The 22,535-nt window shown below is 58.3% G+C and carries 19 protein-coding genes; 9 read left to right on the forward strand and 10 right to left on the reverse strand.

The window, feature by feature from the left end:
• Nucleotides 1–4: 4 nt before the first annotated feature.
• From EAO82_RS20605 to EAO82_RS20630, 6 genes are all read right to left on the reverse strand, one after another.
• Nucleotides 5–1,240 carry a heme biosynthesis HemY N-terminal domain-containing protein gene (locus EAO82_RS20605; RefSeq protein WP_096345932.1) on the reverse strand — a complete coding sequence of 412 codons (1,236 nt, stop codon included), beginning with the start codon at nt 1,238–1,240 and terminating at the stop codon, nt 5–7.
• Entirely contained in the window at nt 1,237–2,694 is a 1,458-nt protein-coding gene (locus tag EAO82_RS20610) for a uroporphyrinogen-III C-methyltransferase (protein ID WP_096345933.1), read from the reverse strand. The genes EAO82_RS20605 and EAO82_RS20610 overlap by 4 nt, the downstream gene beginning before the upstream one ends.
• 13 nt (nt 2,695–2,707) lie before the next feature.
• A complete protein-coding gene (locus tag EAO82_RS20615; protein WP_096345934.1) occupies nt 2,708–3,466 on the reverse strand; it encodes a uroporphyrinogen-III synthase in 759 nt (252 codons plus the stop codon).
• Nucleotides 3,463–4,401: a hydroxymethylbilane synthase gene (hemC, locus tag EAO82_RS20620; protein ID WP_096345935.1), complete on the reverse strand. Its 939-nt coding sequence runs from the start codon at nt 4,399–4,401 to the stop codon at nt 3,463–3,465. The genes EAO82_RS20615 and hemC overlap by 4 nt, the downstream gene beginning before the upstream one ends.
• Before the next feature lie 94 nt (nt 4,402–4,495).
• On the reverse strand, nt 4,496–5,245 hold the full coding sequence (locus EAO82_RS20625) for a LytR/AlgR family response regulator transcription factor (protein ID WP_096345936.1): 750 nt from the start codon (nt 5,243–5,245) through the stop codon (nt 4,496–4,498).
• A gap of 3 nt (nt 5,246–5,248) precedes the next feature.
• Entirely contained in the window at nt 5,249–6,331 is a 1,083-nt protein-coding gene (locus tag EAO82_RS20630) for a sensor histidine kinase (protein WP_096345937.1), read from the reverse strand.
• Nucleotides 6,332–6,432: 101 nt separating this feature from the next.
• Between EAO82_RS20630 and argH the strand changes: the two genes are divergently transcribed.
• The gene (gene argH, locus EAO82_RS20635; RefSeq protein ID WP_096345938.1) at nt 6,433–7,827 is read left to right on the forward strand and encodes an argininosuccinate lyase; all 1,395 of its coding nucleotides are present in this window, start codon (nt 6,433–6,435) and stop codon (nt 7,825–7,827) included.
• A 56-nt stretch (nt 7,828–7,883) separates the two neighbouring features.
• Here the strand turns inward: argH and aguA are convergent, their stop codons facing one another.
• The 4 genes from aguA to EAO82_RS20655 all read right to left on the reverse strand — a co-directional run bounded on the left by aguA (nt 7,884) and on the right by EAO82_RS20655 (nt 13,114).
• Nucleotides 7,884–8,981, reverse strand: a complete 1,098-nt coding sequence (gene aguA, locus EAO82_RS20640; protein WP_096345939.1) for an agmatine deiminase — start codon at nt 8,979–8,981, stop codon at nt 7,884–7,886.
• Between the two features lie 5 nt (nt 8,982–8,986).
• A complete protein-coding gene (gene aguB / locus EAO82_RS20645) occupies nt 8,987–9,865 on the reverse strand; it encodes an N-carbamoylputrescine amidase (protein ID WP_096345940.1) in 879 nt (292 codons plus the stop codon).
• Nucleotides 9,866–9,989: 124 nt separating this feature from the next.
• Nucleotides 9,990–11,255, reverse strand: a complete 1,266-nt coding sequence (locus tag EAO82_RS20650; protein WP_096345941.1) for an NAD(P)/FAD-dependent oxidoreductase — start codon at nt 11,253–11,255, stop codon at nt 9,990–9,992.
• Nucleotides 11,256–11,704: 449 nt separating this feature from the next.
• Nucleotides 11,705–13,114, reverse strand: coding sequence for a glutamine synthetase family protein (locus EAO82_RS20655; protein ID WP_096346312.1), 1,410 nt, complete (start codon nt 13,112–13,114; stop codon nt 11,705–11,707).
• Between the two features lie 272 nt (nt 13,115–13,386).
• Between EAO82_RS20655 and EAO82_RS20660 the strand changes: the two genes are divergently transcribed.
• The 8 genes from EAO82_RS20660 (at nt 13,387) to EAO82_RS20695 (ending at nt 22,377) form a co-directional block, all read left to right on the forward strand.
• Entirely contained in the window at nt 13,387–14,148 is a 762-nt protein-coding gene (locus tag EAO82_RS20660) for a gamma-glutamyl-gamma-aminobutyrate hydrolase family protein (protein WP_096346313.1), read from the forward strand.
• Between the two features lie 7 nt (nt 14,149–14,155).
• Nucleotides 14,156–15,502, forward strand: a complete 1,347-nt coding sequence (locus EAO82_RS20665) for a glutamine synthetase family protein (RefSeq protein WP_096346314.1) — start codon at nt 14,156–14,158, stop codon at nt 15,500–15,502.
• Nucleotides 15,503–15,593: 91 nt separating this feature from the next.
• Nucleotides 15,594–16,967 carry an aspartate aminotransferase family protein gene (locus tag EAO82_RS20670; protein ID WP_096346315.1) on the forward strand — a complete coding sequence of 458 codons (1,374 nt, stop codon included), beginning with the start codon at nt 15,594–15,596 and terminating at the stop codon, nt 16,965–16,967.
• Nucleotides 16,968–17,030: 63 nt separating this feature from the next.
• Complete coding sequence (locus tag EAO82_RS20675) at nt 17,031–18,140, forward strand: extracellular solute-binding protein (protein ID WP_321540975.1); 1,110 nt, start codon at nt 17,031–17,033, stop codon at nt 18,138–18,140.
• 107 nt (nt 18,141–18,247) lie between these two features.
• A complete protein-coding gene (locus tag EAO82_RS20680) occupies nt 18,248–19,363 on the forward strand; it encodes a polyamine ABC transporter substrate-binding protein (RefSeq protein WP_218838593.1) in 1,116 nt (371 codons plus the stop codon).
• 106 nt (nt 19,364–19,469) lie between these two features.
• Complete coding sequence (locus tag EAO82_RS20685; RefSeq protein ID WP_096346317.1) at nt 19,470–20,606, forward strand: ABC transporter ATP-binding protein; 1,137 nt, start codon at nt 19,470–19,472, stop codon at nt 20,604–20,606.
• The gene (locus tag EAO82_RS20690) at nt 20,603–21,508 is read left to right on the forward strand and encodes an ABC transporter permease subunit (protein ID WP_096346318.1); all 906 of its coding nucleotides are present in this window, start codon (nt 20,603–20,605) and stop codon (nt 21,506–21,508) included. The genes EAO82_RS20685 and EAO82_RS20690 overlap by 4 nt, the downstream gene beginning before the upstream one ends.
• A complete protein-coding gene (locus EAO82_RS20695; RefSeq protein WP_096346319.1) occupies nt 21,505–22,377 on the forward strand; it encodes an ABC transporter permease subunit in 873 nt (290 codons plus the stop codon). The genes EAO82_RS20690 and EAO82_RS20695 overlap by 4 nt, the downstream gene beginning before the upstream one ends.
• Nucleotides 22,378–22,535 lie beyond the last annotated feature (158 nt).

Genomic DNA, 22,535 nt, shown 5'->3' on the forward strand with positions numbered 1-22,535 from the left:
CATCTCACCGGGGAGCTGGCATCGGCAGGTCGGGCAGGTCGTTGGCCATCAGTTCGAAACCCTGACGCAACATGGCCTGACTAGCCGCTTGATCGCCCAGATGCTCCAGTAGCCGCACCAGCTCTGCACAGGTCTGGATATCACGCTTGCTGCCATAACTGGCTTCCAGATACTCCCGAGCCTTGCCCCACAGACTATTGCGCAATGCCAGACGCCCCAACGCGAGCAACAGAGTGGCGTTGTGCGGGTGCTCGGCCAGCCAATGCTCGGCAGTAGTCAACTGACGGGCCGGATCCTTGCCCTGAACCAGACCATAAAGGTGCACCAAGCGCTCGTTGAAGTTCTGACGTAACGCATGGCGCAACGTCTCTTCTGCCAGCTCTGTTTGACCCAGTGCGCGTAGCTGCAGGCAGTAGACCTCTATCAGTGCGGGATCCTGCTTCAACGTCTTCGGCAGCGGCTCCCAGACCGCCGTCACCGCATTGGTCTGCCCTGGCTCCTGATGCTGACCGCGCTGACCGGCCTGCGTCAGCAGGGCGATATATACCTGATGTTCCAGTGCCTGTTGCTCGGCAGGCTTGAGCAACTTGTGCCGACGCAGCTCAGGGAGCAATTGCTCCAGACGGTTCCAGTCCTCCAGGCGTGCATACAGCTGGCCCATCAACTTCAGTGCATACAGATGCTTGGGGTGATCCTTGCGCAAGCGCGTCAAGGTGGCTAGCGCCTGCTCCAGTTGGCCGCGGGCAATCTGCAACTGCGCCTGGGTCACGGCAATCGCCACGTCTGCCTTCGGCGTGGTTTCGTAGGCTTCTCGCAGCAGGCTGTCGCACTCGACATAATCTTCCAGTTCGTGCGCCGCACGCGCCGCTGCCAGATAGTTGATCAGTGGCTGCTCGGTATGCGGCGCCGAGCGTTTCAGCAGCCGCAGCGCATTACTCCAATGACCTTCGGCAAATTCCAGCAAACCGCGCGTGGCCACCTGATTGGCTCGGCGCTCACGATTGTGCCGGGACCAGGGATTGATACGCCGCCCAGAGACATTCAGCACCCGGATCACTGCGCGTAGCAGTGACAGCAGGAGCCACAGCGCCAATAGAAAACCCACACCGACCCAGATACTGGTCTCGATCGACATGTTGCGCCAGGCAATCAATATGTAACCGGGATCCTCGGCTACCGCCATGCCCAGCAGCGCTGCGACCAGCAGCACGGCGAGGATGGCCAGATAACTTTTACTCATTCCGAGGCCTCCCCATTACCCGTGGCCGGTGCGCGGCGGCTCTGGATATAGGCCGCCAGGCCCTGCTCCAACGGCGAGAGATCCGGCGGCTCGAGGCTCACGTTTTCTTCGGCAAGACTCTCAATCTGGCCCTGCATGGCCTGAACCTGGGGGTTTTCCATCTCGAAATATCGACGCAATATGCTGTCGGCCTGCTCCAGGCTGGTCTCATAGACCTCCTGCTCGCCACGCAACGCAGCCCATTGAGCCTGTTCCATGGTCAGTTGCAGGGTCCGCTGCACGCGCTGCAACTCGGCCTCATCCAACAACGGTGTGATGACTTTGCCACGCTGGAAGTCCACGCGCACGTAGCGCTCCAAACGCATCAACACACGTTCGGCGCGAGTGCGGCGGGCCAGACGATCTTCGTATTCCTCTTCGACGCTGACCTCTTCCGGATCGAATACCGGCACCGGCAACGCGACCAGACGCTCCACCTGTTCACTCATTGCCGCCAGGCGCAGAAAGACACCCGCGCGGTCAATTTCCGGCAGCGCTCTCAGCTCACCCTGAAACTGCGCCAGTTGCTCGCGCACGGCAAAAACACCGCTGTCAGGTTGTGCTCGCAGGATACCGTCGACCGCCGTAAGCAACTCGCGTGCAGAGGTCACATCCTGCGAAGCAAGCAACCGCAGGCTGGCGAGCCGGACCAGGTACTCTGCCTCAGCCAGTTTCCAGTCGGACTGCGCATCACCCTGAAGGGTATCCAGCCGCTGACTGATGGCCTGCTGACTGCGCTGCATCTCGGCGCTCAGGCGCTCGACCTGCTGCCACTCATCGGCATTGGGCAAACCCTCAAGCCGCTGATCGAAGGCCTGCTGCTGTTGCTGCTGGGCAGACTGCAACTGGGCAACCTGCTCGGCCAAGGTCGCTCCCTCAAGCTGACGCTGGTCAGCCTGATACCACTGCCAGGCACTCAAGCCCAGAGCAGCCAATGCCACCAATAGGGCCAGACCCGACAGACCGCGACCCGGACCCGCTGTTTTGGCCGGCGGCTTCGGAGGCGCGCCACCCGGTGGCGTCGTTTTGCTTGAGGCCGAGCCCGCAGTCGTCTTGGACTTGAAGGAATCGGAAACGGTAGGTTCGCTAAGCGGCTTGCTAGTGCCGGTTTTATCCGTGCCCGGCCTGTCCACTCCCGAAGAGAGGGAAGGTGCGCCGGTAGCAGTTGCCGCTGAAGCAGCGCTGGTGGACGGCTCAGTAGATGCTTTCGGCTGGGTCTCGGGTTTGGCTGTCTGCTCACCGCCCAACGGCTTCGCCGGTTTAGCTGCGAAAGCTGAATCGGAGGCTGGTTTGGAGGCGGAATCGGAAGCGGGATCGGAAGCGGGATCGGAAGTCGGCGGTGCACCGAGCGGCCCGGTAGTGGGGATATCCTGCTCGTCCTTGCCGCTGTTGTTGTTCTGGTCTGTCGGTTTCACGCTATTCCCCTTGTTACGTCAGCGGATGAGCCATCACGGCTTCGATCACGGCGCTATCGTCCGCGCCGTTACACACTATTATGTCCTTGCAGCCCAACTCGGCTGCGCGCTCAGCCACACGCTGGCTGGGCACCCAACAACGCCACCCGGCCTGTTCTGACCAATTTTCGGCCGCCGCATGGCGCCAGTATTCCAGTGCCTGGACGCTAAGCACCAATATGCCCCTTGCGCCAGCCGCACTTGCTTCGGCAAGTCGCGCCGGTAGATCCTGCGCAGCACAACGGCGATAAAGCTCCAGATAATCTACCTGTGCACCCTGTACCCGCAGCTGCTCGGCCAGATGCTCCCGCCCGCCAGTCCCGCGCCAGATCAGTACTTTCAGATCCCCGGGCTGCAATAGCGCCTGCCAACGCGGCAACGCCAGTACCGCTTCAGAATCCTGACCCTGATCCGGCACCTGGACTGTCAAACCGGCGGTTTGCAGAACCTCGGCCGTGCTTTTGCCTACCGCAAACCAGTCAATACCCACCGGCATCTGCGGCCAATAATCCTCAAGCCTTTCCAACCCTAACCGCGCCGCCACCGGGCTGACTACAATCACTGCCTGAAAAAGGTCGATATTCAACAGCAATTGCCGCTGACTCGGCGTTTCCAGCTGCGGTTCGATATGCAGCAACGGCATACCCTGGGTGCGCACATTCAGGTGATCCAGCTTACCCGCAAGACGCTGATTGTCTCCCTCGGACCGCGTCAGCAGCAGCACGCCGGTCACTGCGGCTGAGCATCCTGATAAACCGCGTCCAGAATCGCCTGGGCACCTTGCGCGAGCAAATCCTCGGCGACCTGGATACCCAGAGCCTCCGGTGCTGAATCAGCGCCAGAGGCTTGTGCGGTCAACAGCAGCGTGCCATCGGGATTTCCTACCATGCCGCGTAACCACAACTGCCCATCCGCCCGTTCGGCGTAACAGGCAATCGGCACCTGACAGCCGCCGTTAAGGTGCGTATTCAACGCCCGTTCGGCGCGCACGCGCAGCGCACTGTCTTCATCGTTCAACGGCGCCAGCAGCGCATGCAGTTCGGTATCGGCGCTGCGGCATTCGATGCCCACGGCACCCTGGCCGCCAGCCGGCAAACTTTCTTCCGGTGGCATTGCGTAGCGGATACGCTGGTCAAAACCCAGGCGCATCAGGCCCGCTGCCGCAAGAATAATCGCGTCGTATTCGCCTGCATCGAGCTTGGCCAGCCGGGTATTAACGTTACCGCGTAGAAAGCGCACGGTCAGGTCCGGACGCCGGGCCATGATCTGCGCCTGCCGGCGCAGGCTCGAGGTGCCCACCACGCTGCCCTGCGGCAGATCGTCTACATGGTCAAAATGATTGGAAACGAAGGCGTCGCGCGGATCTTCCCGCTCGCAGATCACGTACAGGCCCAGACCTTCGGGAAAGGCCATGGGTACGTCTTTCATCGAGTGTACTGCCAGATCGGCCTCGTCGTTGAGGATGGCTGTTTCCAGCTCCTTGACGAACAGACCCTTGCCACCAATTTTAGCCAGTGGCGAGTCGAGCAGTTGATCACCGCGACTGACCATGGGAACCAGGCTAACAGTCAACCCGGGGTGCAGTTGTTCGAGGCGCGCCTTTACATATTCGGCCTGCCACAGGGCCAGGGCGCTCTTGCGGGTGGCAATTCGCAGATGTCGACTCATGGGATTCTCGATCAAAACCAATCCGCATGATACGCGATGCCCGGCTCAGCATCCACGCGGGTCTGTGTCGCAGGACGGATCGTGGAGCAGCAATTCACAGTTGACCCATAAGCTTGCGCAAGCCCGGGACGTGCCGGCGGCTAACCGTCAGTGTCTCTTCGGACAAACCCTTGAGATGAAGCTGAAAATGCCCTACTGAGCTGCGCTGCAAGCGCTCGATGCGATGACGGGCGACCAGGGCGTTGCGATGGATGCGCACGAAGTAGTCGCCGAATTCATCCTCCAGCGCCTTCAGCGGCTCATCCAACAGCACTTCGCCGTCCGTGTGGCGCAATGTGACGTACTTGTGGTCAGCAATAAAATACAGCACCTCGTCGATCGGGATCAGCTCTACACCCTTGCGCGTTCTGGCACTGATATGGCTGCGCGCCTGGGCCGAGTCGCCCACCCCATTGACGCGGCCGAGACTGCACAACTGAACCCGGTTCAGTCTTTGCGCATTCGCCAGCGCGTCGGCGAGATCTTCGCTGCGAACCGGTTTGAGCAGATAGCCGACGGCACTGACGGCAAAAGCATCCAGCGCATACTCACCATGCGCGGTACAAAATATCACTGCCGGCGCATCCGGCATGTCACAGAGCTTGGCGGCGGCCTGCAGGCCGTCCATACCGGGCATGCGGATATCCAGCAGGACGATGTCCGGTTGCTGCTCTGCTACCAGCTGCAAGGCTTCATGGCCATTGGTGGCGCTTTCCAGCATGGGTTCATAGCCGGGCAACGCTGTAATCAATCGAGCCAGTCTCTCTCTGGCCAGGGGCTCATCATCGGCGATAAGTACTTTCATGCCTTAATGACTTCTCTGCAAAATGGACGATGGATGCTTACAAGGATAGACCAGCTTACTGAAGAAGCGCGGTCCATCACGCCAGGATTCAACTTTTGCCTCAGGCCCGAACAGGCCGGTGAGGCGGGCACGAATATTGTCTAGCGCCATACGCGCACCCTGATGGGAAACCTCTAAGGGTGGACAACTGTTTGATACCAGTAGTTCGACGTGACCCTGTTGCCAACTGCCATCAATTTGAATATCGCCGCCCTCAAGACTCGGTTGCAGTCCGTGAAGAATGGCGTTCTCCAATAATGGCTGCAATGTCAGCAGCGGAATGGGTGTGTTCGGTGGCATCTGCTCGACCTGCCAGACCACCCGCAGCCGCTCGCCCAGGCGATACTGTTCTATACGCAGATAACCCTGGCAGAGCCGCAGCTCTTCCTCCCAGGTTGCCACGCCATCCGCTTCGGACAAGTTGGCGCGAAACAGATCCGCCAGATCCAGCACGGCGTTCTCGGCCTTGACCGGAGCGCTGCCAATCAGACTGACAATGCTGTTGAGACTGTTGAACAGAAAATGCGGGCGAATGCGCGATTGCAGCGACTGCAACCGCGCCTTGAGCTCGGCCTGTTCCTGACGCTGCCATTGCTGCTGCAGGTAAAAATAACGCAGCAGCAGACCGGTCATGATCAAGGCAATCAAACCATGCCGGAGCATCTGGCCCGGACGCAACTCCGGATAGCCGAGCATGCCGGCATCCAGCACCCAGTCAGCCATCACGGTAAAGAACAGAGTCAGGCCGACGACGACGGTGAAACACATCGCCAAGGCGACCAGCAATGCACGACGCTGCATCCAGCCCCGCAGACGGCAGAGCAGCGCAGCCGAGAGCAGCACTATCCATTGCACGAACAGCGAGGCCATGGCCAGACTCAGCCAGTCGAACGCCTCCGCCACCGGCACAGCCAGCACCCAGATCAGCACCAGCAATTCAGCCAGTACCACCAGGGTGAAAACCGCCATGGAGGAACATAGATCGGGGAGGAAGAAATCTTCCCCCGCATAAGGTTTTTTGAGCAGTGTCCAGAGTCCGTTCTTCATTGGCCAAGTGTCCGCCAGCCGGGCGCCATCACGCAAGCCTGAAGTGGTATGCTAGCGACCTTTGCCAGCCAAACTTTTCGAATTGCGAGCCAACGCGACCTATGAGCCAAGATCAGACAACCAATCAATCCTGGGGTGGCCGTTTCAGCGAACCGGTTGACGCCTTTGTTGCCCGCTTCACCGCTTCGGTGGATTTTGACAAGCGCCTGTTCAAACACGACATTCAGGGCTCGATTGCCCACGCCACCATGCTGGCCAAGGTCGGCGTGCTGAGCGAAGAAGAGCGCGACAGCATTCTTGCTGGCCTGCACAGCATCCAGAGCGAAATCGAAGCCGGCCAGTTTGACTGGCGGGTGGATCTGGAAGACGTGCACATGAATATCGAGGCGCGGCTGACCGCGCAAATCGGCGTGACTGGCAAAAAGCTGCATACCGGCCGCTCGCGTAACGATCAGGTCGCCACCGATATCCGCCTGTGGCTGCGAGAAGAAATCGACATCATTCTGGTTGAGCTGGCGCGCCTGCAAATCGGCCTGCTGGATCAGGCCGAACGCCATGCCCACGTGATCATGCCCGGCTTTACCCATTTGCAGACTGCGCAACCGGTGACCTTTGGTCATCACCTGCTGGCCTGGTTCGAGATGCTCAGCCGCGACCGCGAGCGCCTGCTCGACTGCCGCAAGCGCGTCAACCGCATGCCGCTGGGCAGCGCGGCGCTGGCCGGCACCACCTATCCGATTGATCGGCAGATGACCTGTGAACTGCTCGGCTTCGATGCGGTTTCAGGCAACTCGCTGGACGGCGTGTCCGATCGCGATTTCGCCATCGAGTTCTGCGCAGCGGCGTCCGTGGCGATGATGCACCTGTCGCGCTTCTCCGAAGAGCTGGTGCTGTGGACAAGCGCGCAATTCAACTTTATCAATCTGCCCGACCGCTTCTGCACTGGCTCTTCGATCATGCCGCAGAAAAAGAATCCCGACGTGCCCGAACTGGTGCGCGGCAAGACCGGCCGTGTTTACGGACACCTGATGGGCCTGCTGACGCTGATGAAGAGCCAGCCATTGGCCTACAACAAGGACAATCAGGAAGACAAGGAACCGCTGTTCGACGCAGCCGACACGCTGCGCGACTGCCTGCGTGCCTTTGCCGACATGATTCCGGCGATCCAGCCCAAGGTCCCGGCCATGCGCGAAGCGGCCCTGCGCGGCTTCTCCACCGCCACCGATCTGGCTGATTATCTGGTACGCAAGGGCCTGCCGTTCCGCGATTGCCATGAAATCGTTGGCCATGCGGTCAAATACGGCGTGGAATCGAGCAAGGATCTGGCCGAGATGAGTCTGGAAGAGCTGCGCCAGTTCAGCGACCAGATCGATCAAGATGTGTTTGAGGTACTGACGCTGGAAGGCTCGGTGAACGCCCGTGACCATATCGGCGGCACTGCACCCAAGCAGGTGCTGGCTGCGGTCAAGCGTGGCCGCGAGCTGTTGGCCGATTAACACTTAACAGAGCCATGCTTGGAAGGCCTCTGCGCAACGCGGGGCCTTCGCTCCCGTCAGGCGTGAGGCTGCTGCTGGGTGATGCAGTGAATATTGCCGCCACCAAGCAGAATCTCGCGGCCCGGCACCATCACTACCCGCCGATCCGGAAACAGCTGCTCCAGCACGGCTTTCGCCGGTTCGTCCTGCGGATCATCAAAGCAGGGCGCGATGATGCCGTCATTGACGATCAAAAAATTCACATAAGACCCAGCCAGCCGAATCGACGGATCGCGTGGCTGCGAGCCGGCGATCCGATCCACACCGGCACACTCTTCTGCGGTGGCGTAGAGCGGACCGGGAATCGGCATGCGGTGCACCTTGAGCTCGCGCCCCTGCGCATCACGACTGGCTTCCAGGATTCTCAATGCTTTCTGACAGCGATCGAAATTCGGATCTTCCGGATCATCGGTCCAGGCCAGCAACACTTCACCGGGCCGCACGAAACAGCAGAAATTGTCGACATGACCATCGGTCTCGTCGTTATACAGACCTTCCGGCAGCCAGATGACCTTGTCGATGCCCAGATGATCAGCCAGCTTTATTTCAATCTCCTCGCGCAACAGATGCGGGTTGCGATTGGGGTTAAGCAGGCACTCCTCGGTAGTAATCAGCGTGCCTTCACCATCTACATGAATAGCACCACCCTCAAGTACAAACCCCTCAGTGCGATAGCGCGGGCTACGCACCAGGCCCAGGATTTTATCCGCGACCTGATCATCGCGCTGCCACGGCCAGTACAAACCACCGTTAAAGCCGCCCCAGGCATTGAAGGTCCAATCTACGCCGCGCAAGCCGCCATGGGGGTGGGTGACGAAGGTGGGGCCAGTGTCGCGCACCCAGGCGTCGTCTGTGGTCAACTCGACCACGCGGATACCCGGGTGGCTCAGCTGTAAATTGGCGTTTTCATATTGGGCGGCAGACACACAGACTGTCACCGGCTCGAAGCTGGCAATTGCCCGCGCTACTTCGGCAAACGCGGCTTGCGCCGGCTTGGCGCCCAGGCGCCAATTATCCGGACGCTCGGGCCAGACCATCCAGGTCTGGCTGTGCGGCGCCCATTCGGCGGGCATGCTGTAACCATCGGCGCGGGGCGTACTGTGCAAGGTATACATCGGGATCAGGACTCCAGTGAACCATCCAGGGTTTTAATCGGGCCATACAGGTTTGGCCGACGATCACGGAAGCTGCCCCAGGCGCTGCGGATATGCTCAAGCTGATCCAGGTCGAACTGCTGCACCAGCACACCCTCTTCGGTTTCGTTCAGTTCCTGGACCTTGGCCCCGAACTGATCGGCAATGAATGAGGAGCCATAGAAGGTAATGTCATAGTCGTCCTGCTCCTCGCGACCAATCCGGTTGCTCGCCACCAACGGCATCAGGTTGGCACCGGCATGGCCTTGCTGCACACGCTGCCAATGATCGCGCGAGGTAATGTTCGGGTCATGCGGCTCGCTGCCAATCGCGGTCGGATAGAACAGAATCTCCGCACCCATCAACGCCATGCTGCGCGCGCATTCCGGGAACCACTGATCCCAGCAGATACCCACGCCGATCTTGGCATACCGGGTCTGCCAGACCTTGAAACCGGTATCGCCAGGATTGAAATAATACTTTTCGTGGTACCCGGGGCCATCCGGGATATGGCTCTTGCGATACAAACCCAGATTGCTGCCGTCGGCATCGATGATCACAATACTGTTGAAGCGCGCACGCCCGGCCAGTTCGAAAAAGCTGATCGGCAATACCACTTGCAGCTCTTTGGCCAAGGCCTTGAAGTGCGCAATCGCCGGATTCTGGTCGATCGTGGTGGCCAGTTGCAGATACTCAGCATTGGGTTTCTGACAGAAGTAGGGGGTTTCAAACAACTCCTGAATCAAAATGATCTGCGCGCCTTTGCCCGCAGCTTCGCGGACCAGCTTTTCGGCTTTATCAATATTGGCCTGGCGATCCCAAGAACAGCTCATCTGGGTAGCGGCAACAGTTACAAGACGACTCATATCTCTCTCCTGCACAACAAATAATAGGCTGCCGGACAAGCCCGGCGGACAACAAAAAATACTGTCTAAACGGCATCTACTCTGATCACGTAGCGCCACATTGGCGCGCAGCTCTCACGTTCAATCATCGCGCGTCGCGTATGCCATACCATAACAGGGCCAGCGCCCGAATGGCGGTTTGCAGCGCTGTTCCCTGCGGCACTGGCCTATGTTTGAGCCGTGCAAACAGATCAAAGCCCTGCTGCTGACCCATCACCGCATCAGCCATGAGCTTACCCGCCAGCCCGGCTAATGCGACACCCTGGCCAGAATAGCCCTGGGTAAAAAATACCCTATCACCGAGCCGGCCGAAATGCGGGGCCTTACTGGCGGTCATGGCTACCTGGCCGCCCCAGAGGTATTCGAAATCCGCTTGCGCCAGCGCCGGAAACACTTGCGTCATGCGCTGCCGCATGGTCTGGCGCAAGGCTTCGGGGCGGGCGTCCCGGGCGCTGGCGCGCCCACCGAACAGCAAGCGGCCATCGGCGCTTAGCCGGTAGTAGTCGATCAGAGTATTCATATCGCATACCGCTGCGCGCGAAGGAATCAGCTGATCAGCCAGTTCGCCCAATGGCGCTGTCGCGCCAACATAACTGCCAATCGGCATAAAGCGGCGTTGATGCCAGGGCAGCAACTGGCCTATATAAGCATTGCCGGCAAGCAGCAGATGATCGGCTCTGACATGCCCCTGATCGGTATGCACGGTCACGCCGGTGCTGTCCTGTTGGTAGCTCAGCACCGGCGAATGTTCAAACAGCGTTGCGCCATGCTCTTCAGCCGCCAGTGCCAATCCCAATACATATTTCAGCGGATGCAGGTCGCCGCCGCCCATGTCCATGACGCCGGCCTGATAGTCGGCATTGAGCAGACCCTGCAAGCTGTCCCGATCATGAAAGGCCAGTTGGTCGTAGCCTAGCTCTTCCAGGCTCGCCTGCCAGGCTTTCAACTCAGGCACATGCCTCGGTTTGTTGGCGACGAGCAAAATGCCCTGTTTGAGTTCGCACTCAATCGCATATTCCGCTACGCGTTTACGCAATAACTCCACGCCGGCGAGGCTCAACTGCCAGAGTTCTCGGGCCTGTTCGGCGCCGAGTTGTTTTTCCAGTGCAGCCTGATCCGCTGCCAATCCGGGGTTAATCTGCCCGCCGTTGCGCCCAGAACATCCCCAGCCCACGTGTTCTGCTTCAATCAGCGATACTGTTCTCCCCGCTTTTGCCAGCTCGAGTGCGGCCGATACGCCGGTGAATCCGCCGCCGACCACACAGACGTCCACGCGGTGTTCGCCCTGCAATGTCGAGCGGGTTTTTTGTGGGGGAATGCTGGAATGGTACCAGGAGTCGTGTTCTGTCATTTTCTACACCGTGCCTTTTTGATTCTGCTTCGGCGTGCAGCCGCGCCACTTCCGTTGGCCCTGCCTGGACACGCTCGGCGCCCTCCCTGGGCGCTCGGCATCGCACATCCCTGTGCTCTGACGGTCCAGGCAGGGCCACCGGAAGCGTCGCACCTAAATCACTGTGCATGCTGAAAAAATCACCAACCCAGGTTTTCGAGCTGCCACACCTACGCATATGGTCTTGGCGTCGGCTGCCCTATGCGTGACCGTCAGAGCACATGGATGTGCGATGCCGAGCGCCCAGGGAGGGCAGCGAGCGTGTCGCGCATAGGGCAGCCGACGCCAAGACCCAGCACGGAGCCAGACCAAAACAAAAACAAACACCAAAACCAAATCAAGACCGACCAACAACCCCCACACAACAAAATCCCGCCACAAGGACGGGACTATGTATTACAGAGCCAAGGTCAGACAGTATGCAAATACCACATATATTCCAGATCCGAGATAGTCCGCTCGAACTCCTCCTGCTCGCTCTCCTTGCACAGCACAAACACGTCCAGATACTCCTCGCCAATGTACTCTTTCATGACGGCAGAGTTTTCCAGCGCACGCAGTGCATCACGCAGGTTGGTAGGCAGGGACGCCTCGTGCTGATCGTAGGCGTTGCCCTCGGTCATCTCCGGCGGCTCGATCTTGTTGCTGATGCCGTAGTGAATTGCCGAAAGCAACGCAGCCATCAACAGGTACGGGTTGGCATCGGCGCCAGCCAAGCGATGCTCGATACGCATCGATTCCGGATCACCGCCTGGCACGCGAACGGCCACAGTGCGGTTATCAATGCCCCAGGTCGGCGCGCAGGGCACAAAGAAGCTCGGGCTGAAACGACGGTAAGAGTTCACGTTCGGGCAGAGAAAGGCCATATATTCCGGCAACGTCTGCAACAGACCGCCAATCGCCCAACGCAGCGTATCGCTTAAAGTACCGTCGGCATTCGGCGCAAAAACGTTAACACCCAGCTCGTCGACCAGACTGATATGCACGTGCATGCCATTGCCGGCCTGATCGTAATAAGGCTTGGCCATGAAGGTGGTGTCCATTTCATGGTCGTAGGCGACGTTCTTGATCACGCGCTTGAGTAATACGTTGTGATCACAGGCAACCACCGGATCGTCCACGTGGTGCAGGTTGACCTCGAACTGACCGGGTGCTGATTCCGCTACAATGGCGTCTGCGGGGATGTCCTGCTCGTGGGCAGCCTCGATGACGTCCTGGAGGAATTCAGCGTACTCATCCAGGTCATCCATGGAATAGACCTGAACGGAGTTCGGACGCTTGCCAGACATTGGCGAGCGTGGTGGTTGCGGGCGACCAGTGATGTTCTCCTGATCGATCAGGTAAAACTCCAATTCGAAAGCCGAGACCGGCGTCAGCCCCAACTCGCTAAAGCGTTTAACGATACGTTGCAGTACATAACGCGGATCGGCAAAAAATGGCGTTTTGCGGTCCAGTTCGTACATGGTCATTAATAGCTGACCTGTTGGACGCTTCTGCCAAGGTTCGACGCACAGAGTACCGGGGATGGGCAGGCAGACCCGGTCCGCGTCGCCGATTTCCAGACCCAGACCGGTTTCTTCCACCGTGGTGCCCTGGATATTCAAGGCGAAGATGGAGGCCGGGAGAGCAATACCTTTTTCGTAGGCTTTCAAAAGGGCCGAACGGTCGATACGCTTGCCACGTACGATGCCGTTCATATCTGCAATCAGCAGATCAATGAAGTGGATTTCCGGATGCTCGGCCAGAAAGGCCTCCGCTTCCTGGACACTGACGGGTTCAGCGATGGCTGCCGCAGTATCCGCTCCGGTTAGGGATGGCATGAGATGTCACCTGTTGTTTGTAAAATATATCAATCACGTTGGCACTAGGAACAGAGTAAATCCGAAAGGCCATGATGAGTCAATAGAATCAAGATTGCACAAATGCAGTGCAGCGCGCACCAAATAGGGCCGTAGAGCGGGCTTAGAGGCATTTCCAGCAGCCCTATCAGCCTGGCGATTTTGGCTTTTGTGTAAAGTATTTTTTGTTGCTATTGTATAAAAAATTGAACAACATCGAATTCATGTACGTTATTCACTACAGGCTTTGACTCATGTCCGTCGTCCGAAAGCCCCTGATTGGCATTACCTGCTGCACCGATCAGTTGGGTCTGCACCCTTTCCATATAGTAGGTGAAAAATACATCCTTGGCGTCGTCGATGGCGCAGGGGGTTTGCCGCTGCTGATTCCCGCCCTGGGTGAGCAGATTGGCTTCGAGCAGTTGCTTGATACCCTCGACGGCATCATGTTCACCGGCTCGCCGTCGAATGTGGAGCCGCATCATTATAATGGCCAACCCAGCGCCGAAGGCACCCGTCACGACGCCAAGCGCGACGCCACCACCCTGCCTTTGATTAAAGCCGCGATAGACCGGGGCGTCCCGGTGCTGTGCATTTGTCGTGGCTTCCAGGAAATGAATGTCGCCTTTGGCGGCACCCTGCACCAGCGTCTGTATGAAGTGGGCGGCTTTATCGAACACCGCGAAAACAAGGAGCATCCTGTCGAGCAACAATATGGCCTGTCGCATGAAGTCCATATTGAGCCAGGGGGTCTACTCTATGAACTGTCAGGCCGCAACTCGGCACAGGTCAATTCCCTGCACACCCAGGGCGTCGACCAGTTGGCACCCGGCTTGCGGCCTGAAGCAACAGCTCCAGATGGGTTGGTCGAGGCATTCTCGGTCAGCCAGGCAAGCAATTTCGCGCTGGGCGTGCAATGGCATCCGGAATGGAAGGTAAAGGAAAACGCCTTCTATCTGTCGATCTTCAAGGCGTTTGGTGACGCCTGCCGGGCACGTTCAAACAGGCATTCCTGAGGGATTTATGAACAAGATTGAAGCGTGGCTTAAAGAGAACAAGATTACCGAAGTAGAATGCATGGTCAGCGATCTGACCGGTATCGCCCGGGGCAAAATCGCCCCCACCATGAAATTTATATCCGAGAAGGGCATGCGTCTGCCCGAAAGTATTCTGCTGCAATCGGTGACCGGCGATTACGTCGAAGACGACATCTATTACGACCTGCTCGACCCGGCCGATATCGACATGATCTGTAAGCCGGATGACAGCGCTGTCTATCTGGTGCCATGGGCTTTGGAGCCGACGGCGCAGATCATTCATGACTGCTACGACAAGGCCGGCGAGCCAATTGAAATGTCGCCACGCAACATTCTCAAAAAGATCCTCAAGATGTATGCCGACAAGGGCTGGCAGCCCCTGGTTGCGCCTGAGATGGAATTTTATCTGACCAAGCGCAATGAAGATCCAGATCTGCCGCTGCAACCACCGGTGGGCCGGTCGGGCCGCCAGGAGACCGGCCGCCAGTCGTTCTCGATCGATGCCGCCAACGAATTTGATCCGCTGTTTGAAGATATGTACGACTGGTGCGAGGCGCAGGGCCTGGATCTGGATACGCTGATCCACGAAGAGGGCACCGCGCAGATGGAAATCAACTTCCGTCACGGCGACCCGCTGCATTTGGCTGACCAGATTCTGGTGTTCAAGCGCACCATGCGCGAGGCCGCGCTCAAGCACGATATGACCGCGACCTTTATGGCCAAGCCGATCACCAACGAGCCTGGCAGCGCCATGCACTTGCACCAGAGCATCGTCGATCGCAAGACCGGGCAGAACATATTCTCCAATGAAGATGGGAGCATGAGCGAGCTGTTCCTGCATCATATCGGCGGCTTGCAGCGTTACATCCCTGAGGTGCTGCCGCTGTTCGCGCCAAACGTGAACTCCTTCCGCCGCTTCCTGCCGGACACTTCCGCGCCAGTAAACGTCGAATGGGGCGAAGAGAACCGCACCGCCGGCTTGCGTGTGCCCGACTCTACGCCGCAGAACCGCCGTGTGGAAAACCGCCTGCCCGGCGCCGATGCCAACCCTTACATCGCCATTGCCGCGAGTTTGCTCTGCGGCTATCTGGGCATGGTCGGCAGAATGGAGCCATCGGCACCCGTCAAGGGTCGTGCCTATGAGCGCCGCAACCTGCGTCTGCCGCTGACCCTCGAATCGGCGCTGGAGCGTATGGAGCAATGTGCTGACGTGGAAGCGGTACTCGGCAGCAAGTTCTGCCGTGGCTACGTCGCCGTCAAACGCGTTGAGCACGAGAATTACAAGCGCGTGATCAGCTCCTGGGAGCGCGAGTTCCTGCTGCTAAGCGTCTGATTAAGCGTTATCAAAGTGCGCCCGGGCCGGGCGCCTTCGACATTGACATCGGCATGCGGAGCCCAGGCATGCCGAAGGCAAGGAGTATCGAATGAGCAACGAAACCCATTACAGCACTGCCCAACTGCAAGCCATGGATGCAGCGCATTACCTGCACCCGTTCACCGATCACAAGGAACTGGGCGAGCGCGGCACACGTATTATCGAGCGCGCCCAGGGCGTGTATCTGTGGGACAGCGAAGGCAACCAGATACTCGACGGCATGGCTGGATTGTGGTGCGTGAGTATCGGCTATGGCCGCACCGAGTTGGCCGATGCTGCCTATAAGCAAATGCTTGAGCTGCCCTATTACAACAGCTTTTTCCAGTGCGCAAACCCACCTGCGGTCAAGCTGGCCACGGCCATCGCCGAAATCGCCCCGGCGCACATGAACCATGTATTTTTCACCGGTTCAGGCTCTGAGGCCAACGACACCGTACTGCGCATGGTCCGCCGCTACTGGGATCTGCAGGGCAAGCCGACCAAGAAAACCATTATCGGCCGCGTCAACGGCTACCACGGTTCTACCGTCGCGGGCGCCAGCCTGGGCGGCATGTCGGTCATGCATGAACAGGGTGATCTACCCATCCCCGGTATTGTGCATATTCCGCAGCCCTACTGGTTCGGTGAGGGAGGCGACATGAGCCCGGATGAATTTGGTATCTGGGCCGCGCAGCAACTGGAGGCAAAAATCCAGGAGCTGGGTGAGGATCAGGTCGCCGCCTTTATCGCCGAACCCATCCAGGGCGCGGGCGGGGTGATCATCCCACCGGATACCTACTGGCCGGAGATCAAACGCATTCTGGCCAGATACGACATTCTGCTGGTCATGGACGAAGTGATCTGCGGCTTTGGCCGTACGGGCGAATGGTTCGGTAGCCAGTATTACGACCTCAAACCCGACCTGATGCCGATTGCCAAGGGCATGACCTCAGGTTACCTGCCCATGGGTGGCGTTATCGTTGGCGAACGGGTGGCCAAGGCCTTGATCGATCAGGGCGGGGAATTTTTCCACGGCTACACTTACTCAGGCCACCCGGTTGCGGCCGCAGTGGGTCTGGAAAATCTGCGAATACTGCGCGACGAGAAAATCGTCGAGTATGTAAAGCAGGAAGCGGCACCGTATTTGCAAAGCAGAATAGCCCAACTGGCGGAACATCGTCTGGTGGGTGAAGTACGCGGTGTAGGCCTGCTCGGCGCCATCGAGCTGGTCAGCGACAAAGCCACGCGTGCACGCTTTGCCGAAAAAGGCGCGGCTGGTTCGATCTGCCGCGACATGTGTGTCCGCAACGGGCTGGTGATGCGCGCGGTAGGTGACACCATGATCATGTCTCCGCCTCTGGTTATCACCACGGCGGAGATCGATGAGATGGTGAGCAAGATCTGGCGTTGTCTGGATCTGACGGCTGAGCAACTGGGCGTGTAAACAAGCCTGAGGCAGGGCCTGGCCTGGCACCGCGTTATGAAAACAAATGGAGAAGTGATCATGATCAAACCGCTTGGCAAGACCTTGCTGGCCGCGGCCTGCAGTGTAGCTCTCAGCACTTTCGCCTTCAGCGCCGCTGTGCAGGCTGAAGGCACGGTGAACGTGTACAACTGGTCCGACTATATCGCCGAAGACACCATCGCCAATTTCGAGAAAGAAACCGGCATCAAAGTGACTTACGACGTGTTCGACAGTAACGAAGTGCTGGAAGCCAAGTTGCTGTCCGGCAGTTCCGGATTCGACATAGTCGTGCCGTCCAACCAGTTTCTGGGTAAGCAGATCAAGGCTGGCGCATTCATGCCGCTGGATCGCAGCAAGCTGGAAAACTGGGACAACCTCGATCCCACGCTGCTCAAGGCGCTGGAGAACAACGACCCCGGCAACAAGTACGCCTTCCCCTACCTGTGGGGCACCACCGGTATCGGCTACAACGAGGCCAAGGTCAAAGCCGTTCTGGGTGAGGATGCGCCAGTCAACTCCTGGGATCTGGTTTTCAAGCCGGAGAATATCGAAAAACTCGCCTCCTGCGGCGTAGCCTTTCTCGACGCCCCGGCTGAAATCATTCCCTCGGCATTGTTCTATGCCGGCCTGAATCCCAACAGCACCAATGCCGATGACTACGCCAAGGCCGAAGAGTTGATGATGAGCATTCGCCCGCACATCACCTACTTCCACTCCTCGAAGTTCATCACGGATCTGGCCAATGGCAATATTTGCGTCGCAGTCGGCTGGTCCGGCGACATCCTGCAGGCCGCTGCGCGGGCTGAGGAAGCCGAGAATGGTGAAGTGGTCAAATACGCCATTCCCAAGGAAGGTGCAGCCATGTGGTTCGACATGATGGTCATGCCCGTGGATGCCAAGAATGTCGATAATGCCTACGCCTTTCTCGACTATATTCTGCGCCCGGATGTCATTGCCGACGTCAGTAACTATGTTGCTTACGCCAACGGCAACAAGGCCTCGCTGCCGATGATCGATGAAAGCGTACTGAATGATCCGGGCGTCTATCCGAGCGATGAAACCTTGAATAAACTCTTCACGCTGGCCGAGTTGCCGGCGAATATCGAGCGGGTACGCACCCGTGCCTGGACGCGCATCAAGTCCGGACGCTGATAACGAAAACAACGGTAATCTGAACCGGCCGGCGCAATGAGGCACCGGCCAACAGCAAAAAAACAGACCAGGCCCATACCGGGCTGGAGTCTGCAAGAGGAGAAGTCATGAAGGTTCCAGTGAAAATGCCCATAAAAATGACACTGCTGGCTCTCGCTACCGCAGGTTTGTTCAGCACTGCGGTCAGCGCCCAGGACGCCGGCGAACTGAAGATATTCAACTGGTCGGATTACATTGCCGAAGACACCATTGATAACTTCAAAGAGGAAACCGGCATCGCCGTTACCTATGACGTTTATGATTCCAATGAAGTGCTGGATGCCCGGTTGCTGACAGGGCAGTCTGGTTTCGATGTCGTGGTACCGTCCAACCATTTTCTCACCAAGCAGATCCAGGCCGGTGTTTATCAGGAGCTGGACCACGACAAGCTGCCCAACATGAAGAACCTTGACCCGAAGCTGCTCGCCCAGCTTGACGCCGTAGGTCTTGGCAGCAAGTACGCGATCCCCTACATGTGGGGCACCAACGGGATCGGCTATAACGTCGACAAGGTCAAAGCCATTCTCGGCGACGATGCCCCGATCGATTCATGGGACCTGGTGTTCGATCCGGAAATAGCCAGCAAGCTCTCCAGTTGCGGTATCTCGATGCTGGATTCGGGCGACGATATGGTGACATCCGCCCTCGGTTACCTGGGTCTGGACCCGAACAGCACCGACCCCGAAGACCTGAAGAAGGCTGAAGAGCTGCTGATGAGCGTGCGTAGCTCAGTCCGCTACTTTCACTCATCGCGTTACATCAGCGACCTGGCCAATGGCGACATTTGCGTAGCGGTCGGCTTCTCCGGTGATGTGTTCCAGGCGGCGGATCGGGCAGACGAAGCTGAAAACGGCGTCAACATCGGCTACTCCATCCCCAAGGAAGGCACCCAACTCTGGTTCGACATGATGGCCATCCCCAAAGATGCGCCCAATGCTGACAACGCGCATACCTTTATCAACTACATCCTGCGCCCGGAAGTGGTTGCGCCGATCACCGACTATGTCGCTTATGCCAACCCCAACAAGGCTGCGAACGAGTTGATTGATGAGGAGATCCTCAACGATCCTGCGATCTATCCCACCGAAGAAGTGATGGACAAGTTGTTCATTGCCGAACCACGGCCCCTGGCAGCCCAGCGCATCGTTACCCGTTCCTGGAACCGGATCAAATCCGGGCAGTAATCGACAGGGGCTGCCACGGCAGCCCCTGTTTCAGCTATATCCCGAATTGACCGGCCCATGCCTTGATTATTGCGTGGGCCCATTACTCGTAGTTGCGGAGAAGATTATGGTGGGAGCAGCAGGTGCCATGAAACAGGCCATGGCCAAGGCAAAACCGGACGAGTTCGTGCGCATTGACCGCGTCAGCAAGCGCTTTGACGGTGCCCTGGCGGTGGATGATGTCAGTCTCAGCATTAACCGTGGCGAAATCTTTGCGCTGCTCGGCGGCTCCGGCTCCGGCAAATCCACTCTGCTGCGTATTCTGGCGGGCTTTGAGCGGCCCTCCGAAGGCCGTGTATTTCTTGATGGCCAGGATATTACCGATTTGCCGCCCTACGAGCGGCCGATCAACATGATGTTCCAGTCCTATGCATTGTTCCCGCATATGAGCGTCGAGCAGAACATCGCGTTCGGCCTCAAGCAAGACAAACTGAGCAAGGCCGAGGTCAATGCCCGCGTAGAAGAAATGCTCAAGCTGGTGCATATGACCGAGTACGCCAAGCGCAAACCCAACCAGCTGTCCGGCGGTCAACGTCAGCGCGTCGCGCTCGCTCGCTCACTGGCGAAAAGCCCCAAGGTTCTGCTGCTTGATGAACCCATGGGCGCACTGGACAAGAAACTGCGCTCGCAGATGCAGCTGGAACTGGTAGAGATCATCGAACGCGTGGGCGTGACCTGCATCATGGTCACCCACGACCAGGAAGAGGCCATGACCATGGCCCAACGCATCGCCATCATGCACCAGGGCTGGATCGCCCAGGTCGGCTCACCGATGGATATCTACGAAAGCCCGGCCAGCCGTCACGTTGCCGAATTTATCGGCAGCGTCAACATCTTTGAAGGCGAGTTGGTCGCGGATATGGAAGACCACGCGATCATCGAATGTGACGAACTTGATCGGCCGATCTATATCGGCCACGGCATTACCACTCGCGCGCAGGAAAAGAAAATTACCTATGCGCTGCGCCCAGAGAAAGTCTGGGTAAGCACCGAGATGCCTGAACAGCAATACAACTGGGCGCATGGCACTATCCACGATATCGCCTACCTGGGCGGCCACTCGGTGTTTTATATCAAGCTGGAAAGCGGCCATCTGGTGCAGACCTTTTTCGCCAACTCGGAACGCCGGCTGCCGCGCATGACCTGGGAAGACAAGGTCTACATCAGCTGGGACGATGACGCAGGAGTGATACTGCACTCATGAACAAGCTGATCTCTCGCATACTCCCAAGCGGACGCTTCTGGGTTATCAGCGTCCCGTATCTGTGGCTGTTTCTGTTTTTCCTGCTGCCCTTCGCCATCGTGCTGAAGATCAGTTTTTCCGAAGCCGCCATAGCCATTCCGCCCTACAAGCCCCTGTTCGATTACGTCGAGCAGTCGCTGAATGTGGTGGTGAATCTCGGCAACTATATTTTCCTCACCCAGGACTCGCTGTACCTTGCAGCTTATCTGGGCTCGTTGAAGGTAGCGCTGATATCCACCGTGATTTGCCTGTTGCTGGGTTACCCCATGGCGCTGGCCATTGCCCGCGCACCCCGGGAGAAACAGCTGGTTTATCTGCTACTGGTAATGATGCCCACCTGGACGGCGATCCTGATCCGCGTCTACGCCTGGATGGGCATTCTCAGCAGTAATGGCCTGCTGAATAACCTGTTGATGTCGATCGGCGTGATCAGCTCGCCGCTGCAGATCCTCAACACCAATATTGCGGTGTATATCGGCGTGGTTTATGCCTACCTGCCGTTTATGGTGTTGCCGCTGTATGCCAATCTGGTCAAGCATGATGAAACCCTGCTGGAGGCGGCGATGGACCTGGGCGCGTCAAAGCTGAGCGCGTTCTGGAAGATCACTGTGCCGCTGTCCAAGACCGGCATCATTGCCGGCTCGATGCTGGTATTTATTCCGGTGGTGGGGGAGTTCGTGATTCCCGAGCTGCTCGGCGGACCGGAAACGCTGATGATCGGCAAGATACTGTGGCAGGAGTTCTTCAACAATCGTGACTGGCCGGTTGCCTCGGCACTTGCCATCGTGATGCTGGCGATTCTGCTGATACCCATCATCCTGTTTCACTACAACCAGTCCAGAGCGATGGAGAAGAACGCATGAAAAATCGTTTCGCTTTCTCCACCATCATGCTCTGGGTCGGCCTGGCGTTTATCTACATTCCCATGGTCATCCTGGTCATCTACTCGTTCAACGCCTCGCGCCTGGTGACGGTCTGGGGCGGCTGGTCAGTCCACTGGTATGTCGGCCTGCTGGACAACACGCAACTTATGAACGCCGTCAAACGCAGCTTGCAGATAGCCCTCTACACCGCCTGCGCCGCGGTTGCGCTAGGTACCCTGGCGGCTTTTGTGATGACGCGGATCAAACGCTTCCGTGGCCGTACGCTGTTTTCCGGTTTGGTGACGGCGCCCCTGGTCATGCCTGAGGTAATTACCGGTCTGTCCTTGCTGCTGTTGTTCGTGGCCATGGCGCAGTTGATCGGCTGGCCCGCAGAGCGCGGCGTGATGACCATCTGGATAGCCCACACGACCTTCTGTACGGCCTATGTCGCGATTGTCGTCAGTGGCCGTTTGGGCGAGCTGGACCAGTCGATTGAAGAGGCGGCCATGGACCTTGGCGCGCCGCCGTGGAAAACCTTCCTGCTGATCACCGTGCCGATGATCGCGCCGTCGATTGCCGCCGGTTGGTTGTTGTCCTTCACGTTGTCGCTGGATGATCTGGTACTCGCCAGCTTCGTCTCCGGCCCGGGCGCTACCACGCTGCCAATGGAAGTTTTCTCCGCCGTACGTTTGGGCGTCAAACCGGAGATCAATGCGATCGCCAGTGTGATCCTGCTGGCCGTTGCACTGTTTACGCTGCTGGCCTGGTTCCTGGTGCGCAGCGCCGACAAGCGCAGCCGCATGCCACCGCCGGAAGATGACAAGCACATCACCTGGCAGGCGGCGATCAACAGCCGCAAACATTCCTAACGCACCAAGCAGGAACAAAAGGCGCCAATGGCGCCTTTTGTTTGCCTGCAGTTTGCCTTTTTTCACGTTGTGGCCGCGCTTGGCAGGGCGCTGCCAATAGGTTAATCTGAATATGAATGAACGTTCATTTTATTAATGGCGTCATGCAGCCAGGGCGC

The sequence above is a fragment of the Halopseudomonas pelagia genome (assembly GCF_009497895.1).
In the GTDB taxonomy this organism is placed as follows: Bacteria; Pseudomonadota; Gammaproteobacteria; order Pseudomonadales; family Pseudomonadaceae; genus Halopseudomonas; species Halopseudomonas pelagia_A.